Genomic DNA, 13,909 nt, shown 5'->3' with positions numbered 1-13,909 from the left:
TTCCCTGACGGTGGTGCATACCTCGTAATTCTTTACATTTGGAACCTTAAAATGTAAGGATGAAAAGAGGACTGATACTGCTTTTGGCAGGTTGCATGGCCGGCGGCATCCAAAATGCCCGCGCCCAGCAGCAAATGTACACCATGACACAGGCTACCAATGGGCTCCGTGCGGACCTGGCGCCTGAAAGACTAAAACAATTTGAGTGGTTACCCGGCGAAAATGCCTACACCAGGGCGGTGATAGCCGGCAATCAGCAGGTATGGGTGAAATACACCGTATTGGGCGGAAGAGCGCTGCCCAAAACAGATACCCTGCTGGCACTGAATACCCTCAATCAGCAACTTTTTTCCCAACGGCCTTTACGCGCCTTACCCGCCCTGCACTGGCTGGACAACACACACGCCTGGTTTGCCATGGGCAACGACCTGTATAATGGCACCGTGGAAAACAGAACGATCACTTTCAGCAAATGGTGCGCGCTGCCGCAAGATGCTGAAAACGTAACCGTCAACCCCCAAAGCCGTTACATTGCCTATACGGTAAAAAATAATCTCCTGCTGCGTACCGCCGATGGCCAGGAACTCCCCGTGACACAGGATGCAGACATCAATATTGTGAACGGTAAAAGTGTGCATCGTGAGGAATTCGGCATCGACAGAGGCATCTTTTTCTCCCCACAGGGCGACCTGGTAGCCTTTTACCGGATGGACCAGCGTATGGTCAACGATTATCCGGTCATCGACTGGTCGGTAGTGCCCGCACATGCCAATATCATCAAATATCCCATGGCCGGTGGTAAATCCCACGAGGTAACCCTGGGCATCTATCAGCCATCTACCCGCAAAACCGTCTTCCTGAAAACAACCGGTGAAGCAGATCACTACCTGACCTGTGTTACCTGGGCGCCTGACCAGCAGTCCGTTTACGTGGCGCTGCTCAACAGGGACCAGAACCACTTGTCGCTCAACCAGTACAGCGCCACTACAGGAGAACTGATCAAAACACTTTTTGAAGAAAAAGATCCCAAATATGTGCATCCGTCACACCCGCTCACTTTTGTGCCGGGCAAACCCGATCAGTTTATCTGGTGGAGTGACCGTGACGGCTATACGCACTTGTATCTGTACAATACCGCCGGTCAACTGCAAAAGCAACTGACAAAAGGCGACTGGGTAGTTAATGAATTACAGGGTTTTCATAATGCCACCAATGAAGTGATCATTACGGCCGCCAAAGAAAGCCCCATGGAAAAACATGGTTATGCTGTAAACCTGAAGACCGGCGCGCTGCGTCGCCTGGACCAGGCAGCAGGCTGGCACGATATACAGGTGAGCAGCAACGGCGATTATGTGCTGGACAGCTACACTTCGAAAGACGTGCCTTCTATGGCCGTTATCACGGGGTTGAACGGCAGGTATGCAGAGACTATCCTGAAGGCGGCAGATCCGCTGAAAAATTTCAAACGGCCGGAGATCAGGCAGGTGACACTGAAAGCTGACGATGGCACGCCGCTTTATGGTAAACTGATATTGCCGGTGGATTTCGACAGCACCCGTCAGTACCCGGTGATCGTATACCTGTATAACGGGCCTAATGTGCAGCTGATCCGCAATACTTTCCCTTACAGCGGCAACCTGTGGTATGAGTATATGGCACAGCGCGGGTACGTGGTGTTCACGATGGACGGCCGCGGCAGCGCCAACAGGGGCATGGCTTTTGAACAGGCTACTTTCCGCCGGCTGGGCACCGTGGAAATGAATGATCAGTTGCAGGGTGTGGCTTACCTGAAATCACTGCCTTATGTAAATCAACAGAAGATGGGCGTACATGGCTGGAGCTTCGGCGGTTTTATGACCACATCGCTGATGCTGCGTCATCCGGGCGTGTTTCAGGCCGGCGTGGCCGGCGGCCCGGTGATTGATTGGAGCATGTATGAAGTGATGTACACGGAACGTTACATGGATACGCCACAGCAGAATCCGGAAGGGTATGCCAATTCCAACCTGCTCACCCAAACAAAAAACCTGAAAGGGCAGCTGATGCTGATCCACGGTACCAACGATGACGTGGTGGTATGGCAACATTCCATCAACTTCCTCAGGGCCTGTGTGGACAACGGTGTTCAGGTGGATTACTTTGTATATCCCGGTCACCTGCACAATGTGCTTGGTAAAGACAGGGTACACCTGATGCAGAAGATCACAGATTATTTTGACGCGCATCTTGCACGCAAAGACGCAGCGCAGCAAAGCGCGCAAAGAGATAAATAAGAAAATTAAGAAAATAAAGACAGCAAAGAAGACAAAGAAAGTAAAGACTATAGAGGAGCGACTAAAGAAAAGCAAAGGGGTGGGGATCAAATTTGATCTCCGCCCCTTTGCTTTCTTATTTTAATCTTAAAAAATCTTTGCGTGCTTTGCTGCTTTGCTTCTTTGCGAGACTACATACCGCCTGTTTTAGCATCTTTAAACACTCCCGGCGTGTATACGATCTCCGAGAAAGTGCTGGTACAGGTTTCTCCCAGCGGGGACTGGGAGGAGAAGCCTACCCGGATAGGCGCTTTCGGCACAAAGTTGACGAGTCGCACAGCTTCCCAGTTTTTTCCTTCGAGCGAATAAAAAAGCCCGAACATATTTCCTGATTTCGCCAGCCTGAAATACACTTCGTTTTTAGTGGTGATGGCATTGTTGCTGTCGTCCGTATACGTGTTGGTGACGCCGGAGCAGATTGCAAGTTTGCCATAGTGGCTGTTTTCAAAGAGGAATTTGATGTACTGGGTGGAGTCCACCATGACATAGATGGCGCCGCCGTCGTATGTTTTTTTGAAGTCCACCTTGATTTTAGCGGTCAGCACAAAGTTCTCGTCCGGCTTAAACACCAGGATGGGAGCGGTGGCGATGTTGTAGTTGCCGCCGGGGTAGTTGTAGAAATCAGAGCCTTGTCCGGCGGTGATGGAGAGGCTGTCTGCAGCCGCATTAAAATTTTTCGGTGTGTTGATCCAGCTACAGGGATAGGGTATGCCTTTGATCCGGACGCTGTCTGCCGGGTTGGCTACAGCGCTGAAAAATGCCAGGACCAGGCTACCGAGCACAAAGAGTTTCTTTTTCACTATCGTGGTTTTAAATAAATACTGGCGTCCAATATATAAACTAAAAAATGAAGAAACGATAAATTTCCCCGGGTGGTAACCCCGGGAAATTGATGTGTGTGATAGTCAGGCGGTTGCAGTGTTTAGAGTCCTTTCGTCAGTTTACGAAGGGTAGGGAGGATATGGGCGGCGAAGCGTTCCATGCCTACATCGGTGGGGTGTACGCCGTCCACTGTGCCTTCGTGATCGGCGCCGAGAAAGCCTTCGCCGCTGATGTAGTGCAGATTTTTGACACCTGCCTTTTTCAGGTCGTTGTAGGCTTTTTTCAGTTCCGCTCTTTTGCGGAAGACGATATCATGAATATCTTTTTCGAAGTAAGCATGTTCATACAGGTAGTTCTCCACCAGCAACACCGGTGTTTGCGGTTTACAGGCGCGTATTTGTTCTACCAGTTTCACGGCGCGTTCATGGATCAGTTCCGGTGAAGTATTCGGATTACAATCGATGACAATGAGTGAAGGGTCTGTTTCACAGATGGCTTCGCCTACAGCGGTTTCAAACATACCGTTGCCACTGAAGCCGAGGTTGATAATAGGGCGTTGCAGCTGGCGGACGAGGATGTTGGTGTAGGCCATGCCGGGGCGGGAGGCGCACCCGCCCTGGGCGATGCTGCTGCCATAGTAGACGATTGGTTTTTTGTCCATCAGCAGGGATTGCTGCGGTGGTGTTATGTCAGCGCCTGTATTCACGCCGATGGAGAGGGAATCCACGCCGTCATACAGTGGAAGGAAGAGTACATATTCCCGCCAGGCGCCGTCGCCCTTTTTGAGGATCGTTTTTTCGGAGCGGGCATCGTTGCCGGGGATGGCGCTGTTAACGAACTGCCATTGCTGATTGACCAGCGCGTAGAGGTCGAGGCCTCTGATGCCGGTGGCGGTCATATGGTTCATGGCGTTGTTGTTGAGCACTTTCCAGCGGGCGGCGATGGTGGTGGCGTTGGTACGGAACCGGATGGCGACGCCGGCGCTATTGCGGCTTAGCGCCCATACAGCGGGCCTGACTGTTTTTTCATACTTAGCCGGCAGCCGGTTGTAGTTGGGTTCGGTGTGATATTTACCGATCACCGGGAACGTCATGGCATCGTGGTAAACAAGAGCGGGTGTTTGTGCAAAGAGGCTGCCGCAGTACATCAGCAGTGCCATCAGGGATAGCATCGTTTTGTTCTTCATACGTGATGATTGATTAGCACCGGACAAGATACAGGAAAAGAGAGAGAAATGCATGTTTTAACGCCTTTACGCAAACGCTTGCGCGGATAACGCAAGCGTTTGCGTACACGGAATATGAAAAGAATTCTCTAAAATAGTGGTGCAATTACAGAAAATAGATTTAGCTCCAAGCAGCAATAACAGAACAGCGAACAATGAGGTCGATAAGCCTGTGCCACGGTATCCTACTGTGGCAGGGTTATCGCCAAAGCGGACTGGTTTTTACCGGTCATGAATCACCAGGCGTGATTCCATAATGGTATTGGTATAGTCGTTGAGCGGATGTTCTCCATTCAGCAGCGACAGCAGCATATTGGTAGCAGCCTGCCCCTGCTCATAGGGGAACTGTTCTACGGACGCTGCCGGTGGGAAAGCTGTATACCCGCTGACCGGTGTGTTGGCGTAAGATACAAAAGTAATGTCTTTATTTATTTCCAGTTTTCTTTTCAGTGCATATTGTACCGCATCCATGGCCACGTAGTCGTTGAACGTAACGACAGCGGTAACTTTCCTTTTCAGCGATAACAGGTATTCCATGGCGCTGTCGGTGCCGGCAGCGGTGAGATCAGCGTTAACGATCAGTTCGGGGTCGTATTTAAGCCGGTGTTTGCGTAGTGCCTTGATATAGCCGGTAGCCCTTTCTTTGCTGGCCACGAGCTGCTCCGGGCCGTTGATCATCCCGATAACGCGGTGTCCTTTTTTCAGCAGAAAATCCACTGCCTGTATGGTGCCGGATTCCAGGTTACAGGAAACGGCATGGATGTCATGCAGGTCCGGCACCCGGTCAAAGAATACTACCGGAATGCGTGCCTGGCGCAGCATTTCAAAATGATCGTAGTTGCGGGTATTTTTTCCGATAGACACGATACAACCATCTACCCGGTGTTGTTTCATGCTCTGGATGATCTGCTTTTCCCGGGCTTCGTCGTCGTGCGACTGGCCCAGCAGTACCGTGTAGTTATTGCTGTAGGCGGTGTCTTCGATGCCGCTGATGGCGCTGGAGAAGAAGGCTTCAGACAGTTCGGGCAACAGGATACCGATAGTAAAAGTTTTACCCTGTTGAAAGTAAACCGCAGTCTGGTTACGCTCATAATTCAGTTCTGCCGCCAGCGCTTTCACGCGGGCTTTGGTCCTCAATCCTATACTGTGATGGTCATGCAATGCCCTTGATACAGTAGATACAGAGATATTCAGCCTTTTTGCAATTTCCTTTATTGTTGGTTGACCCGAAGAAACCACCTTTCTCATACATTTTACAGCAATTAATGGAAAATAGATGCAGCAATATGCGCTTCGTTGCCAAGTTACTTAGTTATTGAATAATATTAACTTTTTTTTATGGGTTCGTTTAACGAATTGAATTTACACGGATTAAATGAAGATATGAAAAAGTAGTTTAATGCAATCGGATGCGAATTCTTTCCGCTTTGTATTCTTCGGCTTGTTATTTGTTACTTTCGTGCATCCTCCATTGTACCTCTGCCATTTTTAATATATTTTATTTGTTAGATTAGTTTTATTTAAAATCTATTTTATGAGGATAGGATACTTAGCCTTACCTGTGGCACTGATTACCATTATGGCTTCCTGCTCAGCACCCAGAAAACTGAGGGAATCTGAAGCAAGATACGCCCGCCTGGACAGTCTCTACAGGGCAACAGAGAACCAGCGTAAAAAATGTGAAGAAGAAGCCGCGAGGGCAGCAGCTGCCTACAAAGACAAGATGGACAACATGCAGGAACAACAGACACAGTTGAAAACCAACAACTCGCAGATGCTGGACCACCTGAAAGAGTTGTCCGTAATATCCAATGCACAGGCGGAGAGCATCAAGAAGTCACTCGACAACATCGGAGCGAAAGACGCGTATATCAAAGACCTGCAGTCTGCCATTGCCCGTAAGGATTCCCTCAACATGCAGCTGGTGATGAACCTCAAAGGCGCCATCGGTAACATGGATGACAAGGACATCAACATCAAGGTAGAAAAAGGGGTGGTATATATCGATATTTCCGATAAACTGCTGTTTAAGAGTGGTAGCTATGACGTAACAGAACGTGCGAAAGAAGTACTGGGTAAAGTAGCCAAGGTGCTCATCGCCCAGCCTGATATCGAGTTTATGGTGGAAGGCCATACCGACAATGTGCCTTACCGTCCGAATGTATTGCTCGACAACTGGGACCTGAGTGTGAAGAGAGCGACATCTGTAGTACGTATCCTGCAGAACCAATACCAGATACCGGCTGCCCGTATGACCGCCGCCGGACGCAGCGAATACCAACCGGTAGCGTCCAACGATACACCGGAAGGACGTGGCGCCAACCGCAGAACACGGATCGTGATCCTGCCGCAGCTGGACCAGTTCTTCAAATTACTGGAAAAACCAGCGGGTAACTAATTTGGATATTTAGATATTTTGTTATTTAATTATTGGATTTACGGATTTTGGGATTTACGGATTTTGAAATTTTTGGTATGTATAGCGAAGATTATGTCAAATGATCTACCTGTTTAAATTCCAAAAATTTCAAAATCCGTAAATCCCGAAATCCGTAAATATTTTTATCGTATGAGAGAACCTTTATTCTGTGACCCGGAGACCGGCGTATGCGAGATTCCGGGCGCCACCAGTGCCGCCGCTGGCGGGAGACCTGACACCTTGCCTACTGACAAGCCGTTGCAGCTGATTTATTTTACGGACCCGATCTGCTCCACCTGCTGGGGTATTGAACCACAATGGCGCCGGTTAAAACTGGAGTATGGCCATCTGCTGGATATCCGTTATCATATGGGAGGGCTGCTGCCATCGTGGGAAGTCTATAACTCCGGAGGTATCAGCGGTCCGTCCGATGTGGCCCATCACTGGGAAGAAGTGAGCGGGCATTACCAGATGCCTATAGATGGCGGCGTATGGCTGGAAGACCCGTTGCCGTCCTCTTATCCGCCCTCTATCTGGTTTAAGGCGGCACAGCTGCAGGATGAACACAAGGCTGTGATTTTCCTGCGCCGCCTGCGCGAAATGTTATTCCTGCAGAAAAAAAATATTTGCCGCCCGGAACCGGTACTGGCCGCTGCCGCTTACGCACAGCTGGATGCAGCCAGATTACAGCAGGACTTTGAAAGCACCGCACCGGCGTTGTTTGAGCAGGACCTGCAGCTGCGTGCACAGATGGGCGTACGCGGTTTTCCGTCGGTATTTATGATCAATGCCGCCGGCAATAAAGAACTGGTATATGGCGCCAAACCCTATACGGTATTTACCACCACCCTGCATAAACTTTTCCCCGGAGCGCAGGCACGTGCCTATCTGCATGGGCTGGACACTTTCTCTTATTTCCCTACGCTGACGACCAGAGAATATGCGGTGCTGAATGACCTGAGTATGGAAGCAGCCTATGAACAACTGGAAGCATTCTGCCGGGACGGAAGCCTGGAAGTAACCCTCGCCGGCGGCGGGGCTTTGTGGCTGCGTTGTCAGTGAGCCGGCGGTAACGGATGTTTGCCGCCCTTGCGACCATAGGAATAAGTGAGGCTGAACATAAAGTATTGGGAGAGGTTGGTGGTTTCCAGCCTTTCCCGATAGGTAGTGCCATAAAAAGCCACCACGCTTTTATTTTGTCTTAGCAGGTCAAAGGCATAAAACTTCGCTGTCAGCGCTTTGCTGGCCAGGAAACTTTTCCCGACCCATCCATTGAGCAAGGTAAATTGTGCGCCTGCATCTGTATTTTTAGTGTACTGAATGCTGGAGCCGATATTGAAATCCAGCGGCAGCCATGCATTTGCATTGAAGGTAAGCCTGTACTGGATATAGTCTGTGTAATAATCGCCTTGGAGGGAAAGCATATTTCCCTGGTAATCAAGGCCCAGCTTGGCTGTTAGCTCCAATGTTTTTCTCCAGTTATAGGAGGTGGCAATGTATTGCAGGATGGAGATTTTTTTACTGATGTTATCGCGGCCATTGATTTGTGAAAGTACCCTGTTGTAGTCAAAGGCAGCATTATAATTGACAGTGATGCCCGGATGTTTGAACCGGAAGCCCAGCATATTATTATCAACAATGCCCCAGTTGCCGGAGACATTGATCGGTTTGGTTACCTGTCTGCCCAGGGAGTCAGTAAATACAGCATTGGAGAAGGAATGCTGGAAGTACCGTCCTTCAAGGTTGTGCGCAAATGCTACGCCTTTAATACTATTGGAGAAATATGAGACGGACAGGGTATTGATAAACGCATTGATCAGGTCCGGATTACCGAGTTGTACATACAGCGGGTTACTGTTATTGTTTACCGGCCATAACATCTGTGCCGGCAGTGGCATGGTTATGCCGTTTGCATTAATCATAATGGTCTTATACGGGTCCAGCTTGATAGCCACATTCAGCGCCCGGTCCAGGTAAGTGGTATGTCTGACGAACTTTTCCCCTGATGTGTGGTTGTTGCTGGTCAGGGTGTTGAGAGACAGACCGGCGGAGCCGACAATCATCACTTTTCCCTTGTTGTAGGTGAGGGATGGTTTTACCGTATGGTTGACAATCCTGCTGTCGAAACGATATGTCAGCGAGTCATTGGGGACATAGTTATGAGAGAAGCTACTAAAATCGGAGGTGTTTTGCCGGTTGTGGGTAAAGAGATTTTCGTAGCCATAGTTGATGGCCAATGCCCAGTATTTTCCCACCGGCTCGCTGTAACTGGCGCTTAGCAATATGTTCCGGACTTTGTTTTTGGGATCAACACGCTGGTCGATGGTATCGGCGCTGGTTAGCGGATGGAAGACGTTGTTCTGGCTGTAGTTGAGCTGATAACTATACTGCCAGCCATTTTTCATGCCGGCATTCAAAGACAGTATTCTGCCTGTTTTTCCGAATTTATGGGAGTAGCTGATGTTGCCATCCAGTGTTTTGTTGACGGCGCTGTCATTGGTGTTGAGTATGCCGCTGTTGATCGTGTCCATGCGGCTGCCGGTGGTGTTGTACAGCCGGTTTTTAGATACTTCTTTGCTCTCCCTGATCACATTGGCCGCCACAATAATTTTGTTGTTGATATCAGGTTGTATTTCCATAAACATGATACCGCCGTTCAGTTTGTTGATCTGATGATTTTGCGTATTGCTGTGGTAGAACGTGCTGCCGCCTGCAAGGATGTTTTCCCGTTCCTGTAAGTCATTGCTGGTCATGTCCTGCTCCTGGTGTCTCAGGTTGACCGTCAGCTTTATTTTCTTACTGACCTCGAGGGTGGTGTAGGTGCTGAAGTTAAATATTTTATTGGTCCCCTGTTGATTGAAGCCGTTGAAACTGACGGTATAGTTGGTCCCGGCGTCGCTTTGGGTATTGTTGTTGTTGGCGAGAACATCGCCGAGCACGGTGATTTTTTTGCGAAAGAGGTTGAAAGTGGTGCCGGCATTGTAGCGGTCATGTGTGCCGTAGCCGGCGGTAACGGTGCCGCGGACGCCTTTTTTCATTTCGTCTTTCACGACAATGTTGAGTACTTTCTCGTTTTTGCCGGGTTCGGTGATCCCGGCGACATTTTTTTTGTCTGATATCTGGATTTTATCTGCCAGGTCGGCTTTCAGTATTTCCATGACCCTTTTGGCACTGGACATGTTCTGCAACAGGGAACGGCCGTCGATGAACAGTTCTTTGATGGGCGCACCCAGGTAAAAGAGGTTCCCGTTTTCATCCATGGTGAGCCCGGGAATTTTTTCGATGAGTTCGTGCATATTGGCATTGGGCAGGGAGGGCAGTTCACCGGCATTAAATTCGATAGTATCCTTGCGGATAGACATCAGCGGCCGGTCTGCTTTTACATCCACCCTGCTGAGACTGATGCTGGGGGACAGCTGGATATAACTGAAGGTGAGGGTTTTTACCCTGCCGTTGATTTCTACGGGGATCATTTCTGTGCGATTGCCCATAAAGCTGACCAGCAGCCGGTAGAATCCGACCTGTATATTGTTAATGATGAAATTGCCGTGTTCATCTGACTGTGTTTGTGCTTTTATACGGGCTTTCTCGTCATAAAGCAATACGGCGGCGCCGGTTAGCGTTTTCCTGGTGTCTTTCTGATAGACAGTTCCTTTGATAGTATGTTGTGCGTGGAGCTTTGAGCAGGCACAACATCCCAGAAAGAATAGTAACAGATACCGCTTGATCTGGCTGGATCCGGTTGTAGTGACCTGCATTAGATTTTCCTGTACATGTGGAAGTGAATATATTGTGGGTTATAAGATTTTGGTGTCAACCGCACTAAGTTGGCGGCCGGAGATGCTTGCATTGGGTCTAAGTTCGCACTTGTGCGGATGATTGGCGAAATTCAATTTCGTAAACAGTTGTTAAGCGATTGTTATCGACAGTCGGTTAACAAAGTGAAATTTTGGGATTTACAAATGGTTGTTTATCTAAATTCGCGTAACGGCAGTGAGGGTGAGGGCAAAGGTGATAAAATTATTTAAAGAATGACAAAGTATTTTGAAGACCAACGCAGGGTGAAGATAGCAGACAGGGAGCGGACATTGCGGCGGATATGGGCCATCGGGGGGAAGCGCGGCTGGTATTATGGAGACTGGATGTGGCGGATGCGTGGTTATATGGACGAGCTGGCGGGAGGGCCGGGGCTCCGGAGGGGCCGCAGGCATCCGTCAGATCTGCGGGAGGGAGATTACCTGGACGTATGGCGGGTGCAGGTGGCGGACCGGGAAGCCGGCAGGCTATTGCTGGTGGCAGAGATGAAGTTGCCGGGGGAAGCCTGGCTGGAGTTTAGGATAGCGGGGGAGTACCTGGTGCAAACGGCCTCTTTCAGGGCTACCGGTTTAGCAGGAAAATTGTATTGGTATAGCATGTTACCCTTTCATGGGTTTATATTTCCGGGAATGATCCGTCAACTCATTTAAACTATGTTTTTTATGGACATCAAAAAGGAGATCGTTAAAACGCTGAAAGACCTGTTATTAAAAGCGCACGCACACGTAAGTTTTGCTGAAGCGGTGAAGGGCCTGCCGGCGGAACTGCGGGGCGTGGTACCGGACAGGCTGCCTTACAGTATCTGGCAACTGGTGGAACATATCCGGATCGCACAGGCAGATATCCTGGAGTTTAGCCGGGACGCGGATTATAAGTCGCCACGCTGGCCGGAAGGCTACTGGCCCAAATCACCGGCGCCGGCCAATGATCATGTCTGGCAGAAGAGCCTGGAGCAGATAAAGGCCGACACCCATGCTTTTATTGAGTTGCTGGAAGCGCCGGAGGCGGATTTGTTTACGCCTTTTCCGTACGGCGACGGGCAGCATCTTTTCCGGGAGGCGGTGCTGATAGCGGACCATACCAGTTACCATACCGGTGAGATCATCGCTGTCCGGCGGTTGCTGAACGCCTGGAAGTAATTATATTCTTTTCCAGAGAGCATCCATAAACCATTTCCTGTCATCGAGGAAACGGGCGACGGGCTGGAAGCCTGTTTCCAGTGCCAGCTGGTTTGTTTCTTCCAGCGCATATTTCTGTGAGATTTCCATGTACAGCGGTTCGAAGGCTTCGAAGCTGATCACCGCGTCCTGGCCGATTTTTACCTGTTGTTTTTCCAGGCTGATGAGATAACTTTTGCACGCGCCGGTGCCCGGGTCGTAAGTGGGATAGTGTTCAAACCTGTTGATGTCGAAATCGGCGCCCAGCTCTTTGTTGATGCGTGTGAGCAGGTTGAAGTTAAAGGCGCGGGTGATACCGGCGGTGTCATTATAAGCCCGGAGGATCACCTGTGGATTTTTTTTGAGGTCGAAGCCGGTCAGCAGCAGGTCGCCGGGAGACAGGTAGTTCCTGAGCTCAAGGCAGAAATTGTGCGCAGCGGCGGGATTGAAATTGCCGATGTTGCCGCCCATAAACAGCACTACTTTCTTTTTGCGGCTGTAGGTATTGACCTGTTGCAGCATATCGAAGTATTCACCGTTGAGCCCCTTCATCCGCAGGTCCGGAAGTTGGGCCGGCAGTTGCTGTTCGAGGTGCCGGATCACATTGGCGGAGATGTCGATGGGGAAGTAGGTGAAATCTGTTCCGTTGGCCAGCAGCTGCCGCAGCAGGTGGATGGACTTGGTCGCGTCGCCGGCGCCGAGTTCCACCACATCAAAGGTGGAGGCCTGCAGGGCGAGGGTGGCGGCTATTTCGGCCGAGCGGGCCGAGAGGATATTCATTTCGCAGCCGGTGAGGTAGTACTCCTGGCATTGCATAATTTGTTGAAACAGCCGGTCGCCTTCCGCGTCATAAAAATACTTGGAGTCCAGATATTTCTGCGGTGCGCTGAGCCCCTTTATTACTTCCTGATAAAAAGTGCCGGTTACCGGTTTCCTTTTACAAAGGACGGTATTGTCTGGAATTACAGTGGTTTGCATACGCAGTCTTTTTAGATGAAAGCCTATTTTGCCAGCCTGATACCGGTAAATTGCCATCGCAGGGAAGGATGGAAAAAGTTGCGGTAAGTAATGCGGCTATGATGAGGGGGCGTAACTTCTGAGCCGCCCCTGAGTACCATCTGATTGATCATGAATTTGCCATTGTATTCGCCGATGGCGCCGGGCGCTTTGGTGAAGCCGGGATAGGGGAGATAGGCGCTTTCTGTCCATTCCCAGCGCTCTCCCCACGATAGCCGGGGTGCGGCGGCTTCCCATTCAAATTCTGTCGGCAGGCGCATGCCCTTCCATGCTGCAAAGGCGGCGGCTTCGTAGTAACTGACGTGGCACAGCGGTGCATCGGGGAGGAGGGGTTGTAATCCCTGCCAGTTGTAATGCATCCACTGGCCGTTGAGGTTGTACCAGTACATCGGCATTTCCACGTTGTTTTTCTTCACCCAGTCCCATCCTTCCGCGTGCCAGTAGCGGAAGTCGCGGTATCCGCCTGCCTGAATGAAATCGAGGTATTCCGCGTTGGAAACCAGTGCTTCGCTGATGCTGTAGTCACCGAGGTATACTTTATGGCGTCCCAGTTCATTGTCAAAGCTGAATCCGTTTCCCGAAAACCCGATCTCATAAACACCTGCCTGCATCTCTAACCATGAACCGGCAGCTTTTGTTGTGTCCGGTGATGTTTTACCAGGGTCATAGGCCGGGAAAAGCGGGTTATGTCCCAGTATGTATTTGATGTCGGTGTATAACAATTCCTGGTGTTGCTCTTCATGATTGAGCCCGAGCGTAATGAGCGCCTGCAGCCCGGGTGTATGTTCCGTGCCGAGGAATGTTTCCATGGCTTCGTCTACATGACGGCGGTAGCGCATGATGTCTTCCACGGCGGGCCGGCTCAGGTTGCCGCGGTCCGTGCGGATAACGCGGGCGCCTACGGATTCGTAGTAGCTGTTGAACACAAAATTATATTGCGGGTCAAATTCCGTGTATCCTTTAGCGTTAGGTATCAGGATAAACGTCTCAAAGAACCAGGTGGTGTGTCCGAGGTGCCATTTAGGTGGACTGACATCTGCTACGGGTTGTACGACATAGTCTTCCGTTTTAAGTGGTGCGCAGATGTCTTCTGTTCTTTTCCGTACTGTGAGATAATCTTTTTTCAACTGCATGACTACTG

General features: G+C 50.2%; 11 protein-coding genes. 5 read left to right on the top strand and 6 right to left on the bottom strand.

The genetic code is table 11. The features are described from left to right. Window positions 1-59: 59 nt before the first annotated feature. Entirely contained in the window at window positions 60-2,273 is a 2,214-nt protein-coding gene (locus B5D63_RS21280) for a S9 family peptidase (RefSeq protein WP_078670855.1), read from the top strand. Window positions 2,274-2,443: 170 nt separating this feature from the next. Here B5D63_RS21280 and B5D63_RS21275 read toward each other — a convergent pair whose 3' ends face one another. The 3 genes from B5D63_RS21275 to B5D63_RS21265 form a co-directional block, all read right to left on the bottom strand. Continuing rightward, window positions 2,444-3,112: a DUF1349 domain-containing protein gene (locus tag B5D63_RS21275; RefSeq protein WP_159456110.1), complete on the bottom strand. Its 669-nt coding sequence runs from the start codon at window positions 3,110-3,112 to the stop codon at window positions 2,444-2,446. Window positions 3,113-3,234: 122 nt separating this feature from the next. Beyond that, window positions 3,235-4,320, bottom strand: a complete 1,086-nt coding sequence (locus B5D63_RS21270; protein WP_159456109.1) for an SGNH/GDSL hydrolase family protein — start codon at window positions 4,318-4,320, stop codon at window positions 3,235-3,237. Between the two features lie 261 nt (window positions 4,321-4,581). Beyond that, a complete protein-coding gene (locus tag B5D63_RS21265; protein ID WP_078670852.1) occupies window positions 4,582-5,607 on the bottom strand; it encodes a LacI family DNA-binding transcriptional regulator in 1,026 nt (341 codons plus the stop codon). A 286-nt stretch (window positions 5,608-5,893) separates the two neighbouring features. On the opposite strand from B5D63_RS21265, the gene B5D63_RS21260 reads away from it, so the two are divergent. Both B5D63_RS21260 and B5D63_RS21255 read left to right on the top strand, forming a co-directional pair. Continuing rightward, window positions 5,894-6,757, top strand: coding sequence for an OmpA/MotB family protein (locus B5D63_RS21260; protein ID WP_078670851.1), 864 nt, complete (start codon window positions 5,894-5,896; stop codon window positions 6,755-6,757). A gap of 171 nt (window positions 6,758-6,928) precedes the next feature. Then, entirely contained in the window at window positions 6,929-7,840 is a 912-nt protein-coding gene (locus tag B5D63_RS21255; protein WP_078670850.1) for a DsbA family protein, read from the top strand. Here B5D63_RS21255 and B5D63_RS21250 read toward each other — a convergent pair. Beyond that, complete coding sequence (locus B5D63_RS21250) at window positions 7,834-10,536, bottom strand: carboxypeptidase-like regulatory domain-containing protein (protein WP_078670849.1); 2,703 nt, start codon at window positions 10,534-10,536, stop codon at window positions 7,834-7,836. The genes B5D63_RS21255 and B5D63_RS21250 overlap by 7 nt on opposite strands. 273 nt (window positions 10,537-10,809) lie before the next feature. On the opposite strand from B5D63_RS21250, the gene B5D63_RS21240 reads away from it, so the two are divergent. Both B5D63_RS21240 and B5D63_RS21235 read left to right on the top strand, forming a co-directional pair. Continuing rightward, a complete protein-coding gene (locus B5D63_RS21240) occupies window positions 10,810-11,244 on the top strand; it encodes a DUF2867 domain-containing protein (protein WP_078670847.1) in 435 nt (144 codons plus the stop codon). Between the two features lie 12 nt (window positions 11,245-11,256). Next, window positions 11,257-11,733 (top strand): DinB family protein, encoded by a 477-nt coding sequence (locus B5D63_RS21235; protein ID WP_078671347.1) that lies wholly within the window; start codon window positions 11,257-11,259, stop codon window positions 11,731-11,733. Here the strand turns inward: B5D63_RS21235 and B5D63_RS21230 are convergent, their stop codons facing one another. Continuing rightward, entirely contained in the window at window positions 11,734-12,729 is a 996-nt protein-coding gene (locus B5D63_RS21230) for an L-histidine N(alpha)-methyltransferase (RefSeq protein WP_078670846.1), read from the bottom strand. Between the two features lie 23 nt (window positions 12,730-12,752). After that, window positions 12,753-13,901, bottom strand: coding sequence for an ergothioneine biosynthesis protein EgtB (egtB, locus tag B5D63_RS21225; protein WP_078670845.1), 1,149 nt, complete (start codon window positions 13,899-13,901; stop codon window positions 12,753-12,755). Between the last annotated feature and the right edge of the window lie 8 nt (window positions 13,902-13,909).

It is taken from the genome of Chitinophaga eiseniae (genome assembly GCF_900167135.1).
Lineage (GTDB): Bacteria > Bacteroidota > Bacteroidia > Chitinophagales > Chitinophagaceae > Chitinophaga > Chitinophaga eiseniae.
The sequence above is the reverse complement of the archived record's forward strand: the minus strand, read 5'-3'. Positions and strand labels throughout refer to the sequence as shown.